Below are 26146 nucleotides of genomic sequence, written 5' to 3'. Positions count from 1 at the left end.
GGGTAAGAGAGTCCTCTAGTCCGTCTCGATCGGCAGTGCCGGATCCCTCGCCCATTCGCCCATGGAGGCATCGTACAGCGTCAGCTTGTCGTAGCCGAGTTGTGTCAGCATGAGCAGGTCGATCGTCGCCGAGATGCCGCCGCCGCAATAGCAGATCACATTCTTGTCGCGCGTAACGCCCTGGGCCGCGAATTTCGCTTCGGCATCGGCGAGCGTCGTCAGTGTCTTGTCGGCCTGGGCGAGCGTGGCCGCGGGCACGTTGACGCTGCCGGGCACGCGGCCGGGCCGGCCGTAGCGGCTCGGCTCGAGGCCTTGATGAAATTGCGGCCCGAGCGCGTTGACGATCACGGTCGAGGGATCGCCGATCCGCGCCTTCACGGTGGTCTTGTCGACGAAGAAGCCCGCGCGCGGCACGGCCTTGAAGGTGGTGGCGGGATAGCCCTTCGGCGCGCCCGTCTCGACCGGCCGCCCCTCGTCCTTCCATTTGTCAAACCCGCCGTCGAGCACCTGTGCATCGACACCGAGCGAGCGCAGCATCCACCAGAATCGCGTCGACCACATCATGGTGCCGATGCTGTAGAGCACGATGGTCTTGGATGCGTCAGCGCCGTGGCGACCGAAGGCGGCCTCTAGCTGGGGCACGCCAGCCATCATGAAGAGCTGTTGCGCGGAGGTGTCGGAGAACTCGCCCTGCAGGTCGAAGAAATCCGCGCCGGGGATGTGGCCGGCCGCGAACGTCTTGTCGCCCGGGACAGCGCGATACGGCACGTCGCTGCCGGGCGGGACAGGCTCGTTGTAGGTCGTGCAGTCGTAGAGGCGGAGGTTGGGATCGCCGAGAATCGCGGCGAGTTGCACAGTGGTGATGAGGGGTTGGGTCATGGACTACTCTCCCTGTCGAGGGATTGTAGCTCTCTCCCCTCGTCATTGCGAGCGCAGCGAAGCAATCCAGACTGCCTCCGCGGAGAGATTCTGGATTGCTTCGTCGCTGCGCTCCTCGCAATGACGAGGCTAAAGAATGCCCCTTACTGCTTCAGCGTCTCCAGGAACCGCACCGGCTCGCCCTGCGAGGCCGTCACCAGTTCGCCCTGCCACATCACGCGGCGGCCGCGGATGAAGGTGCCGACGGGCCAGCCCGTGACGCGAACGCCGTCATAGGGGGTCCAGCCGGCCTTCGACGCCACCCATTTGTTGGTAATGGTCTCGCTGCGCTTGAGATCGACGATCGTGAAATCGGCGTCGTAGCCCGCGGCAATGCGGCCCTTGCAGGCCATGTTGTAGAGACGCGCGGGGCCGGCGCTGGTGAGATCGACGAAGCGCGCCAGCGACAGGCGGCCGGCGTTGACGTGGTCGAGCATGAGCGGCACCAGCGTCTGCACTCCGGTCATGCCGGAGGGCGAGGCCGGATAGGTCTTCGACTTCTCTTCCAGCGTATGCGGGGCATGGTCGGAGCCAAGCACGTCGATGATGCCCTGCTCGATGCCGCGCCAGATGCCGGCGCGGTGATCGGCCCCGCGCACCGGCGGGTTCATCTGCGCCAGCGTGCCGAGCCGCTCGTAGCATTCGGGTGCGACCAGCGTCAGATGATGCGGCGTCGCCTCGCAGGACGCGACATCCTTGTGGTCGCGCAGGAACTCGATCTCTTCCTTGGTCGAGATGTGCAGCACGTGGATGCGCTTGCCGGTCTCGTGCGCGAGCTTGACCAGCCGCTGCGTCGCCATCAGCGCCGCGGTCTCGTCGCGCCAGACCGGATGCGAACGCGGATCGCCCTCGATGCGCAACGACTTGCGGTCGTTGAGGCGGTATTCGTCTTCGGCGTGGAAGGCGGCGCGGCGGCGGATCACCTGGAAGATGCGGCGCAGGCTCTCGTCGTCCTCCACCAGCAGCGCGCCGGTCGACGAGCCGATGAACACCTTGACGCCCGCGCAGCCGGGCGCGCGCTCCAGCACCGGCAGATCCTGCACGTTCTCGCGGGTGCCGCCGATGAAGAAGGCGAAATCGCAATGCATGCGATGATGGGCACGCTTCACCTTGTCGGTGAAGGTGGCCTCCGTCACGGTCAACGGCGACGTGTTCGGCATCTCGAACACGGCGGTGACGCCGCCCATCACGGCGCTGCGCGACCCTGTCTCGAGGTCTTCCTTCTGCTCCAGCCCGGGCTCGCGGAAATGCACCTGGGTGTCCATCACGCCGGGCAGGATGTGGAGGCCCTTGCAGTCGATCACCTCAGCGGCGGAGGCCTGCGACAGCGGGCCCAGCTCCGCGATGCGGCCGTTGGTGATGCCGATATCGCGAACACCCTCGCCGTCCTGGTTGACGACGGTGCCGCCTTTGAGGATCACATCGAAGCGCTGGGTCATGGCTGAAGGCCTCTCTCATCCCCAAGCGCGGGGCTTGAGGTCTTGTCGTTTATGCCTTGCGGGCTTACGTTCCGGAGCAACATGTCGCAAGAGATTTTCACATGAAATCAGCGTTTCTTCCCGACCGGAGCGTGGTCAAGGTCGCGGGCGAGGATGCGCGCAACTTCCTCAACGGCCTGATCACGACCGATCTCGACAGGCTGAAGCCGGGCCTGGGGCGATTCGGTGCGCTGCTGACGCCGCAGGGCAAGATCATCGTGGATTTCCTGATCACAGAGGTGCCCGCAGGCCATGGCGGCGGGTTCCTGATCGACTGTCCGAAGGCGCTGGCCGAGGGCCTCGCCACCAAGCTGAAATTCTACAAGCTGCGCGCCAAGGTCACGGTGGAAAACCTCGATCTCGGTGTGCTCGCGGCCTGGGACGGCCAGCTTGCGGCGCAGCCGGACCTTGCATTCGCCGATCCGCGCAATGATGCGCTCGGCACTCGCATCCTGATCCCCGAAGATCTCAAGCAGAAGCTGTCCGATCTCATCGGCGCCGAGCTGGTCGATGCCTCCGCCTATGAGGCGCATCGTATTGCGCTTGGCGTGCCGCGCGGCGGGCTCGATTTCATGTACAGCGATGCGTTCCCGCACGAGACCAACATGGACCGCCTCGCCGGCGTCGATTTCGACAAGGGCTGCTATGTCGGCCAGGAGGTCGTCTCGCGTATGCAGCATCGCGGCACCGCGCGCACCCGCAGCGTCAAGGTGCTGCTCGATGACCTCTCGCCGGAGGCCGGCGTCAGTGTTATGGCCGGCGACAAGCCGGTCGGCACGATGGGCTCGTCCGCCCAGGGCAAGGGCATCGCGCTGGTGCGCATCGACCGCGTTGCGGACGCGCTCGATGCCGGCCAGCCGCTCACCGCCGGCGGCCTCGCCGTGCGGCTCGCCGAACCCGACGTCGTCCGCATTCCCCTGAAGCAGCCCATCGCATGAGCCGAGCCCCCCGCCTGCATCCCGACGGAAAGACCCGCTGCCCCTGGCCCGGCGAAGACCCGCTCTATGTCGCCTATCACGACACCGAATGGGGCGTGCCGGAATATGACGACCGTGCGCTCTACGAAAAGCTGATCCTCGACGGCTTCCAGGCCGGCCTCTCCTGGATCACGATCCTGCGCAAGCGGGACAATTTCCGCAAAGCCTTCGATGATTTTCAGCCGGAGAAGATCGCGCGCTACAACGACAAGAAGGTGCACGCGCTGATGAACGATGCCGGCATCGTGCGCAACCGCGCCAAGATCGACGGCGCGATCCTGAGCGCGAAATCGTATCTCGACATCATGGAGAAGGGCCCGGGCTTCTCGAAGCTGTTGTGGGACTTCATGGACGGCCGGCCCAAGGTCAACAATTTCAAGACCACTGCGAGCGTGCCGGCCTCGACGCCGCTGTCGACGCAGATCTCCAAGGAACTGTCCTCGCGCGGTTTCAAATTCGTCGGTCCGACCATCGTCTACGCCTTCATGGAGGCGACCGGCATGGTCAACGACCATCTCGTCGACTGCCATTGTCACGCGAGCTGCGGCAAGACGCAGCGCAAGCCGCGCCTCAAGGCCAAATGACCGCGAAGAAAACGGCACGCGACGTGGCATCCCGCGCCTGGCAACGCATGTTGTCGGGCCGGCGGCTCGATCTGCTCGATCCCTCTCCGCTCGATGTCGAGATCGCCGACATCGCGCATGGGCTCGCGCGCGTGGCGCGCTGGAACGGGCAGACCACCGGCGCGCACATCTTCTCGGTCGCGCAGCATACGCTTCTGGTGGAGACCGTGATGCGGCACGAGATGCCGCGCGTCGACGAGCGCATGCGGCTGGCCGCGCTGCTGCACGATGCGCCCGAATACGTGATCGGCGACATGATCTCGCCGTTCAAGGCCGTGCTCGACGGCCATTACAAGGCGGTGGAGAAGCGCCTGCTCGGCGCCATCCACATCCGCTTCGGCCTGCCGCCGGCGCTGCCCGAGGAGATCACGCAAGCCATCAAGGCCGCCGATCGCGGGGCGGCCTATCTGGAGGCAACCGAGCTCGCCGGCTTCAGCGAAAGCGAGGCGAAGCGCCTGTTCGGCAGGGACCCCGGCCTCTCCGACAGCGTCCGGCGCGACTACCTCACGCCCTGGACCGCGGCGCGGGCCGAGAAGCAGTTTCTGGAGCGGTTCAACGCGGTGTTCGCGTAGCATCATCCCTTCGTAGGGTGGGCAAAGCGAAGCGCGCCCACCAAACTAGCCGCAATGTGCGCGGTGCGAAACGGTGGGCACGGCGCGATGCGCCTTTGCCCACCGTACGAGCGCTCGCTATAATCAGCGGCAAAAAGGTCCGCCATGATCCACGTCTGTTCCCTCGCCGCCCTTCCCGAAACCGTCCGCCTCACCAGGGCCAGCCATGTGCTGACCGTCATGGCCAATGTCGAGCAGGTGGCACGTCCGGTGTCGGTGCTGCCGGCCAACCATCTCAAAGTGTCGATGGACGACATCACCGAGGAGATGGACGGCTTCACCGCACCATCCGAAGCTCATATCGACCAGGTGCTGAATTTCGTGCGCGGCTGGGACCGCAGCGCGCCGCTGGTGGTGCATTGCTATGCCGGCATCAGCCGCTCCACTGCGAGCGCGTTCGCGGCCGTCTGCGCCCTCAATCCGGATCGCGACGAGATCGAGATCGCCAAGAAGATCCGCGCGGCCTCGCCGATAGCCTCGCCGAACCGCCGCATCGTCGGCCTTGCCGACCGCGCGCTTGGGCGCAACGGCCGCATGCTGCGCGCGCTCGACGAGATGGGCCCGGGCGCGATGATGGTCGAGGGCCGCCCCTTCGTGATCGAGCTCGAATGACAACTGCGACATCAGCCGCATGAGCGACACGCAGCTGACGCCGATCGAGATCGGCCTGACCGCGGCGATCGTCGCGATCGAGGATCATGAGCCGCTGATCCTCACCGCGCACAGCAGTGATGGGCTGGCGGGCCTGCCGTTCGGGCCGTTCGATGCGCCGAGCCATCGCACGTTCGAGATCGGCCTGCGCGCCTGGGTCGAGGCACAGGCGGGCTTGCGGCTCGGCTATGTCGAGCAGCTCTACACGTTCGGCGATCGTGGTCGTCATGCCGAGGCCGGCGACACCGGTGCGCATATGGTGTCGATCGGCTATCTCGCGCTGACGCGCGCGGTGGGCGGCGAGCTCGCAGCGACCGGCGCGAGCTTCGAACCATGGTATCGCTTCCTCCCCTGGGAAGACTGGCGCGAGGAGCCGCCCGCGATCATCGCCCGTGACATCATCCCGGCGCTGACGCTATGGGCCGAGGAGGAGACGCCGGAGACCACACGCGCATTGCCGCGCCGGGATCGCGTGCGGTTCTATTTCGGTCTCGACGGCGCGCCCTGGGACGAGGAGCGCGTGCTCGACCGCTACGAGCTCTTGTACGAGGCCGGGCTGATCGAGGAGGCGCGGCGCGACGGCCGCCCTGCGGCATTGGCGCGCAAGGAGCTTCCCGCGCTCGGCACCTCGATGCGATTCGATCACCGCCGGATTCTCGCGACCGCGATCGCGCGGCTGCGTGCGAAACTGAAGGATCGTCCTGTGGTGTTTGAACTTTTGACCGCGGAGTTCACACTCACTGAACTGCAGTACACGGTGGAGGCGATCTCCGGCCGGCACCTGCACAAGCAAAATTTCCGCCGCCTGGTCGAAACCGAAGCCCTGGTCGAACCGACCGGGGTGATGTCGACACAGACCGGCGGACGGCCGGCGGCGCTCTACCGCTTCCGCCGCGACGTGCTCCAGGAACGACCCGCGCCGGGCTTGCGCGTACGCTCCCGGCGCTAGATCCTAGGATTTGCGTGACCGGCCCCTGCCCGCCGGTTGCCAGGAGGCTTTATGTTCGACGGCCCGTTTGACGTCTTTGCGCTGATCATTGCGATCATCGCTGTCCTGATCGCGATCAAGGCCTCCAGCCAGGCGACCGAGCTGCGCCGCCGGCTCGCCTCGCTCGAAGAGATGTTTTACGCGCAGCGGCAGGTGCAGCCACCGCCGCTGATGCCCACGCAGGTGCAGGCCGAGGCGCCCGCGACGACGGCCGCCGAGCCGCCGCCGCTCGCGCCCGAAGTCGAGGCAGCACCGCCTCCGCTCGTCACCGAAGAGGTTTCACCGCGGCCGCTCGCAGCGAGCACTGAAGCCGATGCACCGCCGCCGCTTGCGGCGAGCACCGAGGCCTACGCACCGCCGCCTTTGCCCGCGCCGGCGCCCGGCTTCGAGGAACGGCTCGGCACGCGCTGGGTGGTCTGGATCGGCGGCCTCGCGCTCGCGCTCGGCGGCTTCTTCATGGTGCGCTATTCGATCGAGGCGGGCCTCGTCGGCCCCGGCGTGCGCGTGTTCCTCGGCGGGCTGTTCGCAGCCGCGCTGCTCGGCGCCGGCGAATGGTCGCGACGCAAGGAGAGCATCTCCAACATCGCGGCGCTGCCGATCGCCAACATCCCCGCGATCCTCACCGCGGCCGGAACGGCCGTGGCGTTCGCGACCATCTACGCCGCCTATGCGCTCTATGGCTTCCTCGTGCCCGCCACCGCTTTCGTGCTGCTCGGCATCGTCGCGATGGGCACGCTCGCCGCGGCACTGTTGCATGGGCCCGCACTCGCGGGCCTCGGCGTGGTCGGCGCGTTCGTGACGCCGATCCTCGTCTCCAGCGGCAAGCCGGATTATTGGGCGCTCTATGTTTATCTTGCGATCGTCACCGCCGCGAGCTTCGGCCTCGCGCACATCCGGCTGTGGCGCTGGCTCGCGGTGACGACCATCGCCTTCGCCGTGCTCTGGATCTTCCCGGGTCTCGATACCAGCGAACTGCAGGTCGCGCCGCACGCCTTCCATGCGATCGCGGGCTTCGTGCTCGCCGCTTTGCTCGTGGTCTGCGGCTTCATGTTCGGCCCGACCATCGAGGACGGCGAGATCGAGCCGGTGTCGTCGAGCTCCCTCGGCGCCTATCTGTTCGGCGCGATGCTGATCGTGCTGTCGAGCGCGCATGCGGACCTTGCGCTGATCGCCTTCACGCTTCTGGTTGGTGCGACGCTGTTCGTCGCCTGGCGCGCGCCGGCGGCGACCGGCGCGCTGGGCGCGGCCGCAGCGACCGTCTTCATCGTGTTCGCCGAATGGGCGGTGCGCGCCAATCCCGACATGCTGGTGCTGCCGGGCGGCCCCATGCCCGGCGTCGGACCGACAGCGATCGACGGCGCGGTGACGCTGCATCTGGTGATGGCCGCAATCTTCGCTGCCGGCTTCGGCATCGCGGGCTTTCTCGCGCAGGGCCGCTCGAGCTCGGCGGTCATTCCGGTGGTGTGGTCGGCGGCAGCCGTTGCGACGCCGACCGCGATCCTCGTTGCGCTCTACGCGCGCATCGCCCATCTCGACCGCTCGATCCCGTTCGCGATCCTCGCGGTGCTGCTCGCCGCGGCCTTCGGCGCTGCGACCGAAGCGCTGGCACGCCGCGAAGATCGGCCGGGCGCTGCGACCTCCGTCGCGCTGTTCGCGACCGGCACGCTCGGCGCATTGGCACTGGCGCTGACCTTCGCCCTCGAAAAGGGCTGGCTCACCATCGCGCTGGCCCTGATGTCGCTCGGCACGGCCTGGATCTCGCTGCAGCGGCCGATCCCGGTCCTGCGCCGGCTCGCCGCCATCTTTGCCGCGATCGTTACCGCGCGCATCGGCTATGATCCACGCATCGTCGGCGATGCCGTCGGCACCACGCCGATCATCAACTGGCTGTTGTGGGGCTACGGCCTGCCGGCGGCCTCGTTCTGGGGCGCGAGCATCTTCCTGCGCCGCCGCGGCGACGATCCGCCGCTGCGCATCGTGGAGGCCGCCGCGATCCTGTTCACCGCGCTGCTCGCCTTCATGGAGATCCGGCATCTTGCCACCGGCGGCCGCATGACGTCGCCGCCCTCACTGCTCGAATTTGCCCTGCAAGTCTGCGTCGCGCTCGCCATGGCGATCGGGCTGGAGCGGCTGCGGCTGAGGAGCCACAGCATCGTTCACAATGTCGGCGCAATCGCGCTCACCGCGATCGCCGGGCTCATCAGCGTGTTCGGCCTGCTGATCCTGGAGAATCCGTGGCTGCTCTCCAGCGTCGATGTCGGCGGTCTCGTCTTCAACCTGCTGCTGCTCGGCTACGCTCTCCCGGCGGTGCTGATGCTGCTGCTGTCCTATGCGGTGGCCGGACATCGCCCCGTCGCCTATGCGAACACGATTGCCGGCGCTGCGCTGGTGTTCGCGCTGACCTATTTGACGCTGGAGATCCGCCGCTTCTATCACGGCCCGGTCCTGCTCTACGGCGCCACCACGGGCGCGGAGCAATACACCTATTCGATCGGCTGGCTCGGCTTCGGCGTGGTGCTGCTCGGCGTCGGCATTCTCGTCAACTCCGAGCGGGCACGGCTGGCGTCGGCCGCGGTGATCGCGCTGACGATCCTGAAGGCCTTCGTGATCGACATGTCGACGCTGACAGGCGTCTACCGCGCGCTGTCGTTCATGTGCCTCGGCATCGTGCTGGTCGCGATCGGCTGGCTCTACCAGCGCATCCTGTTCCGGCGGCAGGTCGCACCGCCGCCGGCTCCGCAGGCGAGCACTTGAGGATCAAGCCGCGCGGACCGACTCCAGGAACTGCGCGACCTCGACTTTGAGCCGCGTGCTGTCGGTCGCCAGCGATTTCGCCGCCGACAGCACCTCCGTCGACGCCGAGCCGGTCTCGATCGCACCACGCTGCACGTCCGTGATGTTCATCGAGACCTCCTGCGTACCGACCGAAGCCTGCTGCACGTTGCGCGAGATCTCCTGCGTGGCCGCGCCCTGTTCCTCGACGGCGGCTGCGATGGCCGCCGCCACCTCGGACAGCCGCTCGATGGTGCCGCCGATCTCCTGGATGGCGCTGACGGACTCCTGCGTCGCGGCCTGGATCCCGGAGACCTGCGCCCCGATCTCGCCGGTCGCTTTCGCGGTCTGCTCGGCCAGCGCCTTGACCTCGGAGGCGACGACCGCGAAGCCGCGGCCGGCTTCACCGGCACGCGCCGCCTCGATGGTGGCGTTGAGCGCCAGCAGGTTGGTCTGACCGGCGATGGTGTTGATCAGCTCGACCACGTCGCCGATGCGGGATGCCGCCTGCGACAGCGCGTTGACGCGGTCGTTGGTCCGCGTGGCCTGCTCGACGGCCTCCGCGGCCATCCGCGCCGAATCCTGCACGCGGCGGCTGATCTCGGTGATGGAGGACGACAGCTCCTCCGAGGCGGACGCAACCGCCTGGACGTTGGTCGAGGCTTCCTCGGACGCCGCAGCGACCACGGTCGCAAGCTCCTGCCCGCGCTGCGCGGTGCTGCTCAGCGTGGTCGCGGAGGCCTCGAGCTCGGTCGAGGCCGACGACACGGTGCCGACGACCTCGCCGATCATGGCCTCGAACTTGCGGGTGATGGCGTCGACGCGGCGGCCGCGTTCGATCTTGGCCTCGGCGTCGGCAGCAGCGACTTCGTCGGCGGCCTTCTTGGCGATCAACGCCTCCTTGAAGATCTGGAGCGCATCCGCCATCGAGCCGATCTCGGTCTTCTCGCCGCGATGCGGCACCTCGGCGGAGAGGTCGCCTTCGCCAAGCGACTGCATCGGATGGATGATCGAGGCAATGCCGCGAGAAACGTCACGCACGAGATAATAGGCGGCACCGATCGCGATCACGACCGAGAACACGATGATGCCGACCAGCACGCGGAAGATCGTGGCGTAGCTGTCGGCTGCCTGCTTCGTCTCCAGCTCGGCGCCCCGGTTGTTCATCTCGATGCCCTTCTGGAGCAGCGGGTCGGCGGCCTGGGCCATCTTCGCGACCTTGGTCTGCAACAGCTCGTTGGCATCGGTCGGGAAGCGACCGACGCCCTTGCGCGACAGCGCCATGACGTCCTGCACCCCGTTCAGGTACTCGGCCCACGCCTTGCTCCACTGCTCATAGAGCGAACGCTCCTCGGCCGAGGTGATCAGCGGCTCGTAGACCTTGCGGGTCTGGTCGATGCGCGCCTGCAGCGAGGCGAGGCGCTTCTCGGCGGCTTCCTTGCCCTCGGCGGTGTCCTGCATCAGGTGCAGGCGCAGCGCGACGCGCAGCTCGTTGATGTCGGCGCGAAGCGAGCCGAGCGCACGCACGCTCGGCAGCCAGCTCTCCGCGATCTCGACGGTGTGGGAATTGATACTCTGCATGGTGCCGATCGCCATCACGCCGACGCCGGCGAGCGACAGCACGAGGACCGACAACACGGTCAGAAGCTTGAACACGATCGACAACTTCGACATCACAGCAAATCCCGATGAGACCTAGCAACGCGCAAATCACCTGCGCCGCCATCGTCACGACGGACGACAGGGCGGAAGTCAGTTCAACAATGCTGGCTGATTTTTATCCCGTAAGATTGCGCTCATAGTTGCAAACAGGCGTTAACAGGAACCTACGTGAAACTACGGAATTCGCTGTCGCCGCCGTTATATGTTCCGCAATTATTAGTTGCAGTGCAGCAGACATCGCGCGACGCCACACCGGCGCACCGCGATGCGCGGCTCGAACGGAGCAACTGACGACCTCAGGCCGCCCGGACCGACTCCAGGAAGCGCGCGACCTCGCTCTTCAGCCGGTTGCTCTCCTGAGACAGCGATTGTGCTGCCGAATGCACCTGGGCCGACGCAGCCCCGGTCTCGCCTGCACCGCGCTGAACGTTGCCGATATTGGCGGAGACCTCCGAGGTGCCGTGCGCGGCATGCTGGATGTTGCGGGAGATCTCCTGCGTCGCGGCGCCCTGCTCCTCCACCGCTGCGGCGATGGCCGAGGAAATTTCCGACATCCGCGCGATGGTGTCGCCGATCTCCTTGATCGCACCGACCGAATCCTGCGTCGCGGTCTGGATCGCGCCGATGTGCTGGCTGATCTCGCCGGTGGCCTTCGCGGTCTGCTCGGCGAGCGCCTTCACTTCGGTCGCAACCACCGCAAAGCCCTTGCCGGCCTCGCCCGCCCGTGCCGCCTCGATCGTGGCATTGAGCGCCAGCAGATTGGTCTGGCTGGCGATCGTGTTGATCAGCTCGACCACGTCGCCGATACGCCCTGCCGCCTTGGTCAGCTCCGCGACGCGCGCGTTGGTGCGCTGGGCCTGCTCCACCGCGACGTCGGCGACGCGGGCCGATTCCTGCACCCGGCGGCTGATCTCCGAGATCGATGTGGTCATCTCCTCGCTCGCGGACGACACCGACTGCACGTTCGCGGACGCCTCCTCCGAGGCCGCCGCCACCGCCGTGGCGAGCCCGTTGCCGCGCTCGGCGGCCTGGGTCAGCGTATTGGAGGACGCCTCGAGCTCGGTTGCCGCCGACGACACCGTGTCGATGATCTCGCCGACCGCGCCTTCAAACCCGTCGGCGAGGCGGTGCATGTCCGCCTTGCGCCGTTCGCGCCCGCGCGCGTCAGCCTCGGCCTGCTCCGCACGCAGCCGCTCGGCCTCCGCCATGTTGGTCCTGAACACCTCGACCGCACCGGCCATCTCGCCGATCTCGTCCTTGCGCCCGACGCCGGGGACGGAGATCGAAAGCTCGCCGCGCGCCAGCCGCGTCATCGCACCGACCATGCCGGACAGCGCCTTCGAGATCGAGCGCCCGAGGACAAAGCCGACCACGGCGAGCACGACGACGGTGAGCGCGAAGGCGATCATCATCCACATGCGCACGGCATCGCGCGTTGCGGCCTCCGCGGCGTCCGCCTGCTTGTACATGGCGTCGACGGCGGTCCGCACCTCGACCATGGAGGGTTCGAGCTCGCGGAATGTCTTCATCATGCTCGCGTCCAGCGTAGCGCTCTGCCGCGCGGTCTCGGCCCAGGCCGCGAGCTCGGACTGGTATTTCTGGAGCTTGGCCGTGATGTCGTTCATCACTGCCATCGGGACTGCGACCACCTCGATCGCCTTGGAGAATTCGACCGCGGCCTTCTTCACTTCGGCAATGTATTTGGGGTCGCGCCGCAGCATGAAGTCCTTCTCGTGCCGGCGCATCATCAGCATCCAGCTCGTCGTCCTGGGATCGTCGATCTCCTTGAGTTTCACCTCGATGTCGTGCACGGCGGCGCGGAGCGAGCCGGACAGGCCAAGCGTCTCGTTCAGCCCGAGTCTGGTCTCGGCCACGACGAGCGCCTTGAAATCCTCGGCATAGCGTTTGAAGCCGTCATGCGCCTGCCTGGTCTTGTCGGACAGCGCGCTCATACCGCCGGCCGCCATCAACCGCTCGACCTCGTCGAAATCGCGGTTGATCGGTCCCATCAGCTCGGCATGGGCCTTGGCGTAGCTTTCGTTGCGGCGCTGCTGAAAATTCTTCTCGTTGCGGCGCGCCTCCAGCATCTCGATCGTGAGCTGCTTGTTCAGGTCAGCGATCGCGCGGGCGCGGTTGGCAACGGTGCGGGAGGCGTCCTGAGAGAGGCTGCCGATCTCGTAGATCGCGCCGAAGACGACGAGACCGACAAGGCCGAAGAGTCCGATCGCCATGACCTTGTGGGTGAGGCGAATGGAGAAGCCGCTCATTGAATGTGCTCCGATACGTTCGATACGCAATACAGGGAGGGCGACTCGGCACCCGAATATTGCGAGATCATGACTGCATCGGTTTTCCGGAAGGTTAACCGTGCAGACCTTCTCACCGCGGCATCGGCTGCGGACGCATGCGAACCGCCACGCGTCCTCGCGCGGCGGTTGCAATCGGCGGACGATGGGGTGAGGACGGCCGCCCTCAGGCGGCGCGCACCGTGGTGAGGAACTTGCCGACCTCGAGCTTGAGGCGGTTGCTGTCGCCGGACAGCGACTGCGCAGCCGAAAGCACCTGCGACGACGCCGAGCCGGTCTCGCTCGCACCGCGCTGCACGTCGGTGATGTTGGACGACACTTGATGGGTGCCTTCCGCCGCCTGCTGCACGTTGCGGGAGATCTCCTGCGTCGCCGCGCCCTGCTCCTCCACCGCCGCCGCGATCGCCGAAGAGATCTCCGACAGCCGTTCGATGGTGTCGCTGATGTCCTTGATGGCGCCGACCGACTCCTGGGTAGCAGACTGGATGCCGGAAATCTGCTGGCCGATCTCGCCGGTGGCCTTCGCGGTCTGCTCGGCAAGCGCCTTCACTTCGGAAGCGACGACGGCGAAGCCACGGCCAGCTTCGCCTGCACGCGCAGCCTCGATCGTGGCGTTGAGCGCCAGCAGGTTAGTCTGGCCGGCGATGGTGTTGATCAGCTCGACGACGTCGCCAATCCGCGTTGCCGCCTTCGACAGTTCGCTGACACGTTCGGTGGTGGTGCGGGCCTGGCCGACGGCTTCGCTCGCCACGCGCGCGGATTCCTGCACCTGGCGGCTGATCTCGGTGATCGAGGACGACAGCTCCTCGGTCGCCGAGGCCACCGACTGCACGTTGGTGGAGGCTTCCTCAGAGGCCGAAGCGACCACCGTCGCAAGCTGCTGCGCGTGCTCCGCGGTCGAGGTCAGCGTCGTCGCGGAAGCCTCGAGCTCGGTCGAGGCCGAGCTCACGGTCTCGATCACCTCGCCGACGGCGGTTTCAAACTGGTCGGCAAGCCGGAGCATGTCCTGGCGACGCTGCGCCGCGCTGCGCTGCTCCATCTCCTTCTGCTCGGCTTCCATCCGGATCTTGGCAAGGCCGTTCTCCCGGAACACTTCCGCGGTCTTGGCGACTTCGCCGACTTCGTCCTTGCGATCAAGGCCGGCGATCTCGACCTGATAGCGGCCGGAGGCAAGCTCCTGGAGCACACCGACGATCATGCGGATCGGCCGCGCGATGCCGTACTGACCGATGATGAAGCCCAACGCGCCGCCGATGATGACACCGAGGCCTGCGAGGATGATCAGGAAGCGTGACGTCGATTCATACTGCTCGCGCGCTTCCTTGCTCTTCTCCTCGACACGCGTATTCAGCCGATCGGCGAGTTCGCGGATCTTGCCTTGAAGGTTCTCCGCAGCGGTCCTGCTCTTCATCGCGATGTCGCGCAGCTTGTCTGCGCTGTCGCTGAGCTTCGCCGACTTCTCGGCATCGACGGCCGCGAGCGTCGTGTCCATCTGGCTCTTGTAGGCCGAGAACGCCTCACGCACGCCCGGGAGCAGCGTCTTGGCCTTCTCGTCCGGGGTCTGGCTGACCTCGTCGAAACGCTCCTGATACTGCTTGAGCTGGGCGTTGATGACATCACGCGCGGCGAGGCGATTGTCGTCACGCGGATCAAGCGCACTGCGGAATTCAGCGCGGTTCAGCGCGATGACGTTCTGGTTGGCGCGCGCGGCGAGCAGGGCCCGCTTGGCCGCGGTCGACATCACGTCGGCCTTTTCGCTGAGATCGCTGAGGGCGGAGACGCCGATCCAGGCGATCGCGGCGCCGATCCCGCACAGCAGGAGGACGATCCCGAGGATCTTGCTCAGGATGCGGAAGCGGCCGAGAAAATGCATGACTGGAATCCTTCATGGACGTTGCCGCTCAAGCGGCTGAATTCCCATGAACTTCGTCCAAAAACCATTCCGCTTCCCTTAACCACGTTTGCCGTAGAAACACGGAGTTTTCACCGCGATCGACGCCGCTCTTGCGTTCCGAGAGTTGCGCAGGGAGCAAGGCTCTCCCTGCGGTTTTGGTCAGGCCGCGCGAACGGTACCCAGGAACTTGCCGACCTCGAGCTTGAGGCGATTGCTGTCGCCGGACAGCGACTGCGCCGCCGCCAACACCTGCGAGGACGCCGAGCCGGTCTCGCTCGCGCCGCGCTGCACGTCGGTGATGTTGGACGACACTTGATGGGTGCCTTCCGCCGCCTGCTGCACGTTGCGGGAGATTTCCTGCGTCGCGGCGCCCTGCTCTTCGACCGCAGCGGCGATCGCCGAGGAGATCTCCGACAGCTTCTCGATGGTGTCGCTGATGTCCCTGATGGCGCCGACCGAATGCTCGGTCGCGGCCTGAATGCTGGCGATCTGCTGGCCGATCTCGCCGGTCGCCTTCGCGGTCTGCTCGGCGAGCGCCTTGACTTCGGAGGCGACCACGGCAAAACCGCGGCCCGCTTCGCCGGCGCGCGCGGCCTCGATCGTGGCGTTGAGCGCCAGCAGGTTGGTCTGGCCGGCGATGGTGTTGATCAGCTCCACGACGTCGCCGATCCGCGTCGCCGCCTTCGACAGCTCGCTGACACGGTCGGTCGTGGTGCGGGCCTGGCCGACCGCCTCGCTGGCGACGCGCGCAGATTCCTGCACCTGGCGGCTGATCTCGGTGATCGACGACGACAGCTCCTCCGTTGCCGACGCCACCGACTGCACGTTGGTGGAGGCCTCTTCGGAGGCCGCCGCGACCACGGTGGTGAGCTGCTGCGTGCGCTCCGCGGTCGAGGTGAGCGTGGTGGCGGATGCTTCAAGCTCCGTGGAAGCCGACGACACCGTACCGACGATCTCGCCGACGGCGCCTTCGAAGCTGTCGGCGAGCCTGCGCATCTCGGACTTGCGCTGCTCGGCCGCGAGCTGATCCTGCCGCGACTTGGCTTCCGCGTCCTCTCGCGCCTTCTGTTCGGACACGATCTTGAATTTCTCGACGGCACCGGCGACTTCGCCGACCTCGTCCTTGCGGCCGAGGCCCGGCAGCACCACGGAGAAATCGCCGCCGGCGAGCTTCTCCATCGCCGCCGTCAATGCGCGCATGGGCCGCGCAATGCTGAAGACGGAGAAGATGCACGCCCCGATCAAAACCAGCGCGACCAGCACGCCGGCGACGAACGAGGTCCGCGCGACGGACGCGGCCTCAGCTTCGGCTTCGGCGCGGGCTTCGGAACTCTTCTGCTTGGCAAAGTTGATGATCTCGTTGGTCAGCTCCGAGATCTCTTCGTTGATCGGCGCCAGCATCTCCTTGCGGATGCGGTCGACCTCGGCCACGAGCTTTGCGAGCGGCGCTGCGGCTTCACCGTCCTTCTTCGCGCTCAGGGCGAGCTCCTGCTTGCGGATCGCTTCGATCTGCTGTTGCCCCTTGCTGAAATTGCCGACCAACACGATCAGGCGGTCGATCCGCTTGTGATTCTCCGGCGAGCGCGACAGCTTCGCCATCTCGTCCGCGAATTTCAGGGCCGCGGTCTGCCGATCGTTGAAATAGGTGACGGCCTTCTGCAACTCGGCCGGCGACGTGGAGCTCAGGATGTCACGAATGCCGATCTGCATCCCGCGGACCGACGCCTTGGCTTCCGCGGCGCTTTGCGCGATCGACTGCTGCCCCGATGCCCCATTGCTGAGCTTCTGAACCGCAGCGTCGCCGTTCATCTGGAGGACGATCATCAGCGCGACGAGCGCGATGGTGAGTGCCGAGGTCACAGCGAGCTTGGTGCCAATTCGCAGGTTCTGAATGAACATCATCGACATAATCCCCGGATACGCATTGCCGCGCCGACGCGCGTGAACAGTCCGGGAAGGCTAACCGCGAGGTTACTCATTAACGTTAAGGGTGGCCGCGGCAGCCTGGGTAGAAATACTGAAATCGTGCTTAAACTACTGCAGTTGCACACTTTTCACGTGCAATGAAATGGAACTCGCGGATTTGCACGCGCTGGCGTCCGTTAACGGTTGCCCGTTCGCGGTCATCAGCACACGGTCTCACCGACCAGGCTGACGCGGAAGACCGGCTTCTTGTTCTCGTCGAGCAGCTCCATGCTCCACTTCGCGTTCGGCTTCAGGTTGCGCGCGATGCTGCCGAGCAGGTTGGCGCAGACCTCGCTCATCTCGGCCCAAGCGGCGGCGCGATCCTCGAACTCGTACGGCTGGTCGGCGGCGCCGGAATAACGACCGGTGCTGATGCGAAAGAAATACAGCGACATCGTAGTACCCTTGCACCCCCCGGCCCTGCGCAAACTGGGACGCGAGTCGCTACCAAGGCATGAAAGCCGCCGTCCGTATGACTACGGCGCGGCGGCTTGGTGACCGATGAATATTTTCAACGACAAAATGCGCGGGCGGTCCCGCGCAGCCAGCTCACTGGGTCGAGCGGCGCAATTCCAGCGGAGCGTCGTTCCTGGCGGGCTCCGATCTGGCTTCGGACTTCACCGGCTCGAGCCGGCTGCTCTCGACACGCGGCGTCTCGACGCGCGCGGCGACTTCAGTATTGGACGCAGCGACCGAACCGGTGCGCTCCGAAGAGCGCAGCGAACGCGGACGCGCCACGGCGCGCGCCATCAGCATCTGATTGCCGCCCTGGTGGTGGAAGTCGCAATAGGCGAAGCCCATGCCCGACACCGAGCCGCGGAAGCTGCGATCGTCGGTCTTTTCCAGGTTGAAGCAGGGCTCGAACGGAATGCCCTTGATCGAGGCGCAGACGTTCTGCCCGCGGATCTGGAGCGTGTTGCCGGGCAGGCGGAGATGCTTCACCGGGCCTGCGCCCGAGAACTGCACCGCGCCGGCGGCGCCAAGGTCGTCGAGGATGCGGCCTGCGCCGCGGGTACCGTCGAAGCAGGTGAACGCGAACACCTTGCCGGCAACGAAGCGGCGCGCCTCGTCGGCGTTCATGCTTCCTGCAATGGCCGGCACAAACGTCGCTGCCGCCGTGACAGCCCCCAACACAATACGCGCAAGCATGCTCAACTCCGAACCAACCCCAGTGCGGGCGATGCCTTATCTCTTTACCCGCTGCTTACCATACTAACCAAGGCAACATTGAAGCAGCTTGGTTGGTAAAGTCTGAACGCCGTTAGACAATTTTTACCACGATGCGGCCGCGGACCTGGCCGGCGAGTATTTTCGCGCCCCATTCCGAAACTTCCTCGATCGGAATTTCATGAGTAATTTCAGATAGTTTTGTCCGATCCAGATCCGAGGCCAGACGCTGCCAGGCGGCTTTCCGCGGCTCGATCGGGCACATCACGGAATCGATGCCGAGAAGGCACACCCCGCGCAAAATGAAGGGTGCGACAGAAGACGGCAGGTCCATGCCGGCCGCCAGGCCGCACGCCGCGATTGCGCCGCCATACTTCGTCATCGACAGGAGATTCGCGAGCGTGGTCGAGCCGACGCTGTCCACGCCGCCCGCCCAGCGCTCCTTGGCGAGGGGCTTGGCCGCCGCCGACAATTCATTGCGGTCGATGATCTCGGCCGCACCGATCTCTTTCAAATAGTCGGCTTCCGAGGCGCGGCCGGTCGAGGCGATGACGTGATAACCGAGCTTCGAGAGCACGGCGGTGGCGACCGAGCCGACGCCGCCGGCCGCGCCCGTCACCACCACAGGGCCGCTCTTCGGCGACAGGCCGTGCTTCTCCAGCGCCAGCACCGACAGCATCGCGGTGAAGCCGGCCGTGCCGATCGCCATGGCGTCGCGCGCCGACAGGCCCTGCGGCAAGGCGACCAGCCAGTCGCCCTTGACCCGCGCCTTCTCGGCATAGGCACCGAGATGGGTCTCGCCCACGCCCCAGCCGGTGCAGACGACCTTGTCGCCCGCCTTCCATTGCGGATGGGAGGAGGTTTCAACCGTGCCGGCGAAATCGATGCCGGCGATCATCGGGAAGCGACGCACCACCGGCGCCTTGCCGGTGAGCGCGAGGCCATCCTTGTAGTTCAGCGTCGACCATTCCACGCCGACCGTGACATCACCGTCCATCAGTTCGGCGTCGTCGAACTGCGTGAGTGCGGCGGTGGTGCCCTTGTCCGCCTTGTCGATCCGGATCGCCTTGAATGTGGCCACGACTGAACTCCCTGGACTTGTTTCAGGGGATGTTTAGCCGATCAGGCAGGCTGCGCAACCGCTCGCTGAACCGGTTTCTCGACGATCGGAAGATTGATCAGCGCGGACAGCACGCCGAACAGGATCGAGAGCCACCAGATCGGCGTATAGGAACCGAACTTTTCGAACACGATGCCGCCGAGCCAGACGCCGAGGAAGCCGCCGACCTGATGGCTGACGAAGGCGAAGCCATAGAGCGTGGCGAGCCAGCGCGTGCCGAACATCAGCGCCACCAGCGCCGAGGTCGGCGGCACCGTCGACAGCCAGGTCAGACCGGAGACCGCACCGAATGCGATCGCCGAGAACGGCGTGATCGGGAACGAGATGAAGGCGAGCGTCGCAAGCGCGCGCGTGAAATAAATCGCGGAGAGGATGTAGCGCTTCGGCAGCGAGTTCTGGAGATAGCCGACGCTCAGCGATCCCATGATGTTGAACAGGCCGATCGCCGCGATCACCCAGCCGCCGGTTTGCGTCGAGATGCCGCGATCGACCAGGAACGCCGGCAGATGCACGGTGATGAAGGCGAGCTGGAAGCCGCAGGTGAAGAAGCCGAGCACCAGCAACACATAGGAGCGATGGCCGAAGGCTTCGGCGAGCGCTTTCGTAAAGGTCTGCTCATCCGCCGGCGCCGTGTTGGCCGTGGTTGCCACCGGCGGCGTCGAGAGCGCCAGCGACAGCGGGATGATCAGCAGCATCAGGAAGCCGAACACGGTGAGCGCCTGCTGCCAGCCGAAATTGTCGATCAGCGCGACGCCAATGGGCGCGAACAGGAACTGCCCGAACGAGCCCGCCGCGGTGCCGGCACCGAGCGCGAGGCCGCGCTTCTCGGCCGGCAACAGCTTGGTGAAGGCCGACAGCACCAGGTTGAACGAGCAGCCGGCGAGACCAAAGCCAACCATCACGCCCGCGCCGAGATTCAGCGACAGCGGCGTCGAGGAATAGCGCATCAGCAGCAGGCCGCCGGCGTAAAGCAGCGCGCCGACACACATCACCCGGAACAGGCCGAAGCGATCGGCGACCGCGCCGGCAAGGGGCTGGCCCAATCCCCACAGCAAATTCTGGAAAGCGATCGCGAGGCCGAACACGTCGCGACCCCAGGCGAATTCGTGGCTCATCGGCTGCACGAAGAACCCGAGCGCCGAGCGCGGGCCGAAGCCGAGCATGCCAATGGCACAACCGCAGAGAATGATGATCGCCGGGGTGCGCCAGGTGGAGGAACGCGAGACCGGACCGAGTTCGCCCGCTTGAGTGGACATGGGTTCCTCATCAGTCGCTGGCGGATCCGGAATAGGCAACCGCGAGTCAGGCGTTTAATGCAAATGCATGAAGATCCCAAGTCAAAAATGATTGCGTTCCACGAAGGGCTGCCGCCGGAGCATTGCGTTTCATCGCGGCCCTCCCCGACGCGCCGGGCGCGATTTGACGGGAATGTGTGCGGCTGGGGCTAGCGGCCTGCTCAGGCGCGTGTTATCTCTGATTTACTCAGATTGAGTATATGTGAGCTCTAGCGAAACCCACCGGCCCTCTCGGCCGGATTTCTCAGACCCTATATATACTCACATGGAGCATAATTAGCATTCACGGGAGGCTTCGATGCCCATCACTGGAATTTACGGCCCCGACGACTTTGCCAACCGGCCGCAGGGCCAAGTCCCCGCCCCTCCGCGCGCCATAGCAGCGCGAACCGGCCCCGCGCTGCCGAAGCCCTCACTGGAATGGACTGCGGACGTCGAGCGGGCCACTGCACCGCTCTATGAGCGCGTGAAGCACGTGATCCCCCCGATCGAGTGGCCGCTGATGGCGCCGACGATCAAGGCGATCAACGAGCTGAAGCAGGCCCGGGGCGCGGTCATCCTCGCGCACAACTATCAGGCGCCGGAGATCTTTCATTGCGTCGCCGACATCGGCGGCGACTCGCTGCAGCTCGCGGTCGAAGCGACCAAGGTGAAGGCCGACATCATCGTGCAATGCGGCGTGCACTTCATGGCGGAGACGTCAAAGCTGCTCAACCCGGACAAGACGGTGCTGATCCCAGATAGCCGCGCCGGCTGCTCGCTCGCGGACAGCATCACGGGCGCGGACGTTCGCCTGCTCCGCGAAAAATTTCCCGGCGTGCCTGTCGTCGCCTATGTCAACACCTCCGCAGAGGTGAAGGCCGAGGTCGACATCTGCTGCACCTCGTCGAACGCGGTGCAAGTGGTCGAGAGCCTGAACGCACCGACCGTGATCTTCCTGCCCGATCGCTACCTTGCAACGTATGTCGCCTCGAAGACCGACGTGAAGATCATCGCCTGGAAGGGCGCCTGCGAGGTGCACGAGCGCTTTACGGGCGAGGAGCTGCGCGCCTATCGCGACGCCGACCCGTCCGTGCAGATCATCGCGCATCCCGAATGTCCGCCTGACGTGCTGGCGGAAGCCGATTTCACCGGCTCGACCGCGCACATGATCAACTGGGTGCGCGAGCGGCGGCCACGGCGGCTAGTCATGATCACGGAATGCTCGATGGCCGACAATGTCCGCGCCGAGCTGCCTGACGTGGAGATGCTCCGCCCCTGCAATCTCTGCCCGCACATGAAGCGTATCACGCTCGCCAACATTCTGGACAGCCTGCTCACGCTTGGCGAGCAGGTCACGATCGATCCCGCGCTCGCGAAACGCGCGCGGCGTTCGGTCGAGCGGATGATCAATCTGAAGAATTGAGCGCAGAACATGCAAGACAACATCCACAATCTCACCCGCAGCACCGATGACGTCGTCATCGTCGGCGGTGGCCTCGCCGGACTCTTTTGTGCACTGAAGCTCGCGCCGCGGCCGGTAACGCTGATCTCGGCCGCCCCGCTCGGACAAGGGGCGTCGTCCGCATGGGCGCAGGGCGGCATCGCTGCGGCCGTGGCCGAAGGCGATAGCCCGGAGGCGCACGCCGCTGACACCATCGCCGTCGGCGGCGGTCTTGTCGATGAAGCGGTCGCACTCGGCATCGCGCGCGAGGCGGCGCCACGCATTCATGACCTACTCGCCTATGGCGTGCCGTTCGACCGCGACCTCGAAGGCAAGCTCGCTGTCGGCCGCGAGGCCGCGCATTCGGCGCGGCGCATCGTGCATGTGCGCGGCGACGGGGCCGGAGCCGCGATCATCGCGGCACTGAGCGAGGCCGTACGCCGCACGCCGTCGATCCGACTGATCGAAGGGCTCGTCGCCGAAGCGCTGTTGACCGAGGACGGCGCCGTCACCGGCCTTAAATTGCGCGAGGCCGGCAATCCCGCTGCACGTCCGCTCCTGCTGGCCTCTCGCGCGGTGGTGCTGGCGACCGGCGGCCTCGGCCATCTCTATGCCGTCACCACCAACCCGCCTGAGGCCAGCGGCTCCGGCCTTGCGATCGCCGCGCGCGCCGGCGCAGTCATCGCCGACCCTGAATTCGTGCAGTTCCACCCGACCGCCATCATGGTCGGCCGCGATCCGGCGCCGCTCGCAACCGAAGCGCTGCGCGGCGAAGGGGCAACGCTGATCAACGGCGATGGCGAGCGTTTCATGACGGCGCTCCATCCGCTCGCAGAGCTCGCTCCGCGCGACATCGTGGCCCGCGGCGTATTCGCCGAAATCGCGGCCGGGCGCGGTGCCTTTCTCGATGCCCGGCAGGCGCTCGGTGCGCGCTTCGCCGACAAATTCCCGACCGTGCATGCAAGCTGCATCGCGGCCGGCATCGATCCCGCCACGCAGGCCATCCCGATCGCGCCGGCGGCGCATTACCACATGGGCGGCATCGCAGTGGACGAGCGCGGCCGCAGCTCGATCGACGGGCTCTGGGCCGGCGGCGAAGTGTCGTCCACCGGCGCGCACGGCGCCAACCGGCTCGCCTCGAATTCGCTGCTGGAGGCCGTGGTCTACGCCGCCCGCATCGCCGACGACATCGCCGGCCGCGCGATCCCCTCGCCTGCCCGCCTTCCCGATGCGTTGGTGACATCGCGTGGCGGCACGCCGGACGCTGCCACCGTGAAGCGGTTGCGAACGATGATGAGCGCGCATGTCGGCGTGATCCGCAACAGTGACGGGCTTGCGGAGGCCGTGCGCAGCTTCGCCGCAGTCGAACGCGGGCCCGCAAGCATCGCACTCCGCAACATGGCGGCGTCAGCCCTGCTCGTCGCAGCTTCCGCCTGGAGCCGGCGCGAGAGCCGCGGCGCGCATTTCCGCTCCGACCATCCGGCCGATGTCCCGGCGCTGGCACAGAGAACGACGACGACGCTCACGGAGGCACGTGAGATCGCGGAGAGCCTGAGCGAGCGTCCGCTGCCACGCACCGCCCGACCGATGACCGCCTGATGGAGTCCCCCATGATCACCCCGACGTCACTGCTCTATCCCGACGCCTTCCTGTCGCCGCTTGCGATCGACGAGGCCGTGCATCGCGCACTCGACGAGGATCTCGGCCGCGCCGGCGACATCACCTCGCTTGCAACGATCCCGGAGACGACCAAGGCGCAGGCGATCCTGGTCGCCCGCCAGTCTGGCGTGATCGCCGGCTTGCCGCTGGCGCTGGCGACGCTGCAAAAGCTCTCACCCGACATCGAGGTGCGCGCACATGTCCGCGACGCCGCACGGATTGCCCGCGGCCAGCACGTGCTGACGATCACGGGCCCGGCGCGCGCCATCCTCACGGCGGAGCGGACCGCGCTGAATTTCGTCGGCCGCCTCTCGGGCGTCGCGACGCTCACGGCGGACTATGTCGCGCGCACCGAAGGCACCAAAATGCGCATCTGCTGCACGCGAAAAACCACGCCGGGATTGCGGGCGCTGGAGAAATACGCCGTGCGCTGCGGCGGCGGCTTCAACCACCGCTTCGGGCTCGACGATGCGATCCTGATCAAGGACAACCACATCGCGGTCGCCGGCGGCATCCGCCCGGTTCTGGAGCGCGCTCGTGCCCATGCCGGTCATCTCGTCAAGATCGAGATCGAGGTCGATACGCTCGCGCAACTCCGCGAGGTGCTCGGCACCGGGCTCGCCGATGCCGTGCTGCTCGACAACATGGACCTCGCGACGCTGCGCGAGGCCGTCAGGCTCAACGAGGGATGCCTCCAGCTGGAGGCATCCGGCGGCGTCACGCTGGACTCGATCGCGGCCATCGCGGCGACCGGCGTCGACTACGCCTCATCCGGCGCGCTGACGCATTCAGCGCCGAACTTCGACTGCGCGCTGGATATCGAGGCGTGAGCCACACCGTCATGGCCGGGCTTGTCCCGGCCGTCCACGCCTCGCCTCGCAACACAAAGAACGTGGATGCCCGGGACAAGCCCGGGCATGACGAACTTCCGTGAATGATTACCTTCGCTCGCTCACACCCATCTCGGCGGAGCTCTTGGCTTCCTGGGCGAGCTCGGCGGAGAGCGCGGCGGTCTGGGCCGGGGTGCCCCAGCTCGGTTCTTCGCTGCCGTCGCCCCAGGCGCGCGGGCGATAGAAGGTGTGGACGCCGGTCTTGTACATCTTCTTCATCTCGGCGACCCAGGACGGACGCACCCAGTAGGCGTGGTAGTGCGTGGACTTGCCCACTTCGGGCAGCCAGATCTGGCCGTCGAGCATCGCCTTCGAAATCTTTTTCGCGCGCTCCCACATCTCGGGCTCGCGGATCACATCGGCATTGTTGTCGCAGGCGAATGTGAACTGACACGCCAAATGGCGGTGCTTGTTCTGATAGACCGCGCCGCACACGGTGTCCGGATATTTGCCGGAGAAGACGCGGTTCATCACGACTTGCGCAACCGCCATCTGGCCACGCACGGCCTCGCCGCGCGATTCGAAATAGACGGCTTCGGCGAGACACTTCTCGGCCTTTGCGCGCGACTTGTCGTCGAGCGCGAGCCGCTCCGCCGGCGATCTGGCGCGCTGGTTGTCGGCGTTGACCTCGCCCTTCGGCGCGACGCTCTCGCCGCTTTCGATGTCCCTGGCGATCTCGGCCGACGGCGGCGACAGCGCGGCCGTCACCTTCATATCAGGATCGGGCATCACGATCAGCGGCTCGGCGCCGGGCTGCCAGCTCTCGATGCTCTCGAGATTGCCGCCGAGCGAGGAGCTCCCGAAAAACAGGTTCGAGGTCTTGACGCGGAAGGGATCGCGCGGCGCTGCGTCCGGAAGGGTCGCCCGCTTCAGCGCCTCGAGCGGCTGGACCGCGAACGCGCGCGCTGCGTCGCTGGCTTGTGGCGGATTGGCATATTGCGGCAGCGGCGGCGCACGCAGCGCTTCCTGAAGCTCGGGATCGAGCGCCGCCGCGGACTCCGGCGACATGATTTGCGGCAACGCGGCGGTCTTGGCGCCGAACACCGAGCTGTTCGATGTCGCGGGATCTTGCTGTGCCGGCGCGGCCGATGGTGCGGTCGTCTCGGGAGCCTGCGTGGGTGTGACGCTTGCGAGGCGATCCCCCTTCATGGAGCGATCGACCTTGGGAAAATCGGCGGCCTGGTAGCGCGGCGGCGTCTGAAGCGCAGGATTGCGGCCGATCGCGCCGGTGACGTCGCGACCATCGAGGCTCGCGAGGCGAACCATCGCGCTCTGCGGAAGCGACGTGCCGATCGGACGGGAAAAGCTGTAGGTGGCGAGCTGGATCGAGGACGCGGCGGAAAACACCTGCTTCTGCCAGCGCTCGGCGACGCCGGGCTGACGCGCCAGCAACGACGCGATATCCTGATAGCCGGTCTCTCTCGGCATCAATGCGAAGATGCAGAGACCGATTCCGAAGGACGCGAACCGCGCGCCCTTCGGATGGTTACGCAACACTGACATCGACACGCTCACGCTACGCTTACGCCAGAAAAATCGAACCGCAGTACGTCCGTACAATTCGATCTTTATCGTCAATATCCAATTTAGGTTGCCGGGGCGTTAATCGGCGTTGCGCGTGCGGCACACTCAAGCGATTGCAGGTGTTTTCACGGGCAATGATGCACGTTGGTAAACGCCGCCTCTCGTAAAGCGGTAAACATTCGGTCAACGCGAATGGTGAAGGAACTCTTGCGCGCGCGTATCA

The 26146-nt window shown here is 66.2% G+C and carries 20 protein-coding genes; 9 read left to right on the top strand and 11 right to left on the bottom strand.

Annotated elements, in window-relative coordinates; all coding sequences use genetic code 11:
* Positions 1–15 precede the first annotated feature (15 nt).
* Entirely contained in the window at positions 16–879 is an 864-nt protein-coding gene (locus CT676_RS29305) for a sulfurtransferase (RefSeq protein WP_085402575.1), read from the bottom strand.
* Positions 880–1022: 143 nt separating this feature from the next.
* Positions 1023–2357 carry a dihydroorotase gene (locus CT676_RS29300; protein WP_085402574.1) on the bottom strand — a complete coding sequence of 445 codons (1335 nt, stop codon included), beginning with the start codon at positions 2355–2357 and terminating at the stop codon, positions 1023–1025.
* Positions 2358–2458: 101 nt separating this feature from the next.
* Here CT676_RS29300 and CT676_RS29295 point away from each other — a divergent pair, with 101 nt between their 5' ends.
* The 6 genes from CT676_RS29295 (at position 2459) to CT676_RS29270 (ending at position 9000) form a co-directional block, all read left to right on the top strand.
* Positions 2459–3334, top strand: coding sequence for a folate-binding protein YgfZ (locus CT676_RS29295; protein WP_085402573.1), 876 nt, complete (start codon positions 2459–2461; stop codon positions 3332–3334).
* Positions 3331–3957 carry a DNA-3-methyladenine glycosylase I gene (locus CT676_RS29290; RefSeq protein ID WP_063985089.1) on the top strand — a complete coding sequence of 209 codons (627 nt, stop codon included), beginning with the start codon at positions 3331–3333 and terminating at the stop codon, positions 3955–3957. Before CT676_RS29295 ends, CT676_RS29290 begins: the two co-directional genes overlap by 4 nt.
* Positions 3954–4568 carry an HD family hydrolase gene (locus tag CT676_RS29285; protein WP_085402572.1) on the top strand — a complete coding sequence of 205 codons (615 nt, stop codon included), beginning with the start codon at positions 3954–3956 and terminating at the stop codon, positions 4566–4568. The genes CT676_RS29290 and CT676_RS29285 overlap by 4 nt, the downstream gene beginning before the upstream one ends.
* 144 nt (positions 4569–4712) lie before the next feature.
* Positions 4713–5219 (top strand): protein-tyrosine-phosphatase, encoded by a 507-nt coding sequence (locus CT676_RS29280; protein ID WP_028152156.1) that lies wholly within the window; start codon positions 4713–4715, stop codon positions 5217–5219.
* 19 nt (positions 5220–5238) lie between these two features.
* Positions 5239–6207, top strand: a complete 969-nt coding sequence (locus tag CT676_RS29275; protein WP_167768197.1) for an NAD regulator — start codon at positions 5239–5241, stop codon at positions 6205–6207.
* A gap of 51 nt (positions 6208–6258) precedes the next feature.
* Positions 6259–9000, top strand: a complete 2742-nt coding sequence (locus CT676_RS29270) for a DUF2339 domain-containing protein (RefSeq protein WP_135215922.1) — start codon at positions 6259–6261, stop codon at positions 8998–9000.
* 3 nt (positions 9001–9003) lie between these two features.
* Here the strand turns inward: CT676_RS29270 and CT676_RS29265 are convergent, their stop codons facing one another.
* The 8 genes from CT676_RS29265 to CT676_RS29230 all read right to left on the bottom strand — a co-directional run bounded on the left by CT676_RS29265 (position 9004) and on the right by CT676_RS29230 (position 20388).
* Entirely contained in the window at positions 9004–10692 is a 1689-nt protein-coding gene (locus CT676_RS29265) for a methyl-accepting chemotaxis protein (protein ID WP_085402569.1), read from the bottom strand.
* Positions 10693–10976: 284 nt separating this feature from the next.
* Entirely contained in the window at positions 10977–12947 is a 1971-nt protein-coding gene (locus CT676_RS29260) for a HAMP domain-containing methyl-accepting chemotaxis protein (protein ID WP_167768196.1), read from the bottom strand.
* A gap of 205 nt (positions 12948–13152) precedes the next feature.
* A complete protein-coding gene (locus tag CT676_RS29255; protein ID WP_085402566.1) occupies positions 13153–14859 on the bottom strand; it encodes a methyl-accepting chemotaxis protein in 1707 nt (568 codons plus the stop codon).
* Positions 14860–15039: 180 nt separating this feature from the next.
* Positions 15040–16782, bottom strand: a complete 1743-nt coding sequence (locus CT676_RS29250; RefSeq protein ID WP_085402595.1) for a HAMP domain-containing methyl-accepting chemotaxis protein — start codon at positions 16780–16782, stop codon at positions 15040–15042.
* Between the two features lie 224 nt (positions 16783–17006).
* Positions 17007–17240: a hypothetical protein gene (locus tag CT676_RS29245; RefSeq protein ID WP_028152150.1), complete on the bottom strand. Its 234-nt coding sequence runs from the start codon at positions 17238–17240 to the stop codon at positions 17007–17009.
* A gap of 154 nt (positions 17241–17394) precedes the next feature.
* Positions 17395–17994 carry a hypothetical protein gene (locus tag CT676_RS29240; protein WP_085402565.1) on the bottom strand — a complete coding sequence of 200 codons (600 nt, stop codon included), beginning with the start codon at positions 17992–17994 and terminating at the stop codon, positions 17395–17397.
* Between the two features lie 112 nt (positions 17995–18106).
* Positions 18107–19093, bottom strand: coding sequence for an MDR family oxidoreductase (locus CT676_RS29235; RefSeq protein ID WP_085402564.1), 987 nt, complete (start codon positions 19091–19093; stop codon positions 18107–18109).
* A 41-nt stretch (positions 19094–19134) separates the two neighbouring features.
* On the bottom strand, positions 19135–20388 hold the full coding sequence (locus CT676_RS29230; protein ID WP_135215921.1) for an MFS transporter: 1254 nt from the start codon (positions 20386–20388) through the stop codon (positions 19135–19137).
* A 337-nt stretch (positions 20389–20725) separates the two neighbouring features.
* Between CT676_RS29230 and nadA the strand changes: the two genes are divergently transcribed.
* The 3 genes from nadA to nadC are packed head-to-tail and all read left to right on the top strand — an operon-like array spanning position 20726 to position 24339.
* Positions 20726–21832, top strand: coding sequence for a quinolinate synthase NadA (nadA, locus tag CT676_RS29225; RefSeq protein ID WP_085402562.1), 1107 nt, complete (start codon positions 20726–20728; stop codon positions 21830–21832).
* A gap of 9 nt (positions 21833–21841) precedes the next feature.
* Positions 21842–23449, top strand: coding sequence for an L-aspartate oxidase (locus CT676_RS29220; RefSeq protein ID WP_135215920.1), 1608 nt, complete (start codon positions 21842–21844; stop codon positions 23447–23449).
* Between the two features lie 11 nt (positions 23450–23460).
* Complete coding sequence (gene nadC, locus CT676_RS29215; protein ID WP_085402560.1) at positions 23461–24339, top strand: carboxylating nicotinate-nucleotide diphosphorylase; 879 nt, start codon at positions 23461–23463, stop codon at positions 24337–24339.
* A gap of 108 nt (positions 24340–24447) precedes the next feature.
* Here nadC and CT676_RS29210 read toward each other — a convergent pair whose 3' ends face one another.
* On the bottom strand, positions 24448–25902 hold the full coding sequence (locus tag CT676_RS29210) for a cell wall hydrolase (RefSeq protein ID WP_085402559.1): 1455 nt from the start codon (positions 25900–25902) through the stop codon (positions 24448–24450).
* Between the last annotated feature and the right edge of the window lie 244 nt (positions 25903–26146).

It is taken from the genome of Bradyrhizobium sp. MOS001, from assembly GCF_004634465.1.
Lineage (GTDB): Bacteria > Pseudomonadota > Alphaproteobacteria > Rhizobiales > Xanthobacteraceae > Bradyrhizobium > Bradyrhizobium barranii.
This window is presented reverse-complemented; position numbering and strand designations above follow the sequence as displayed.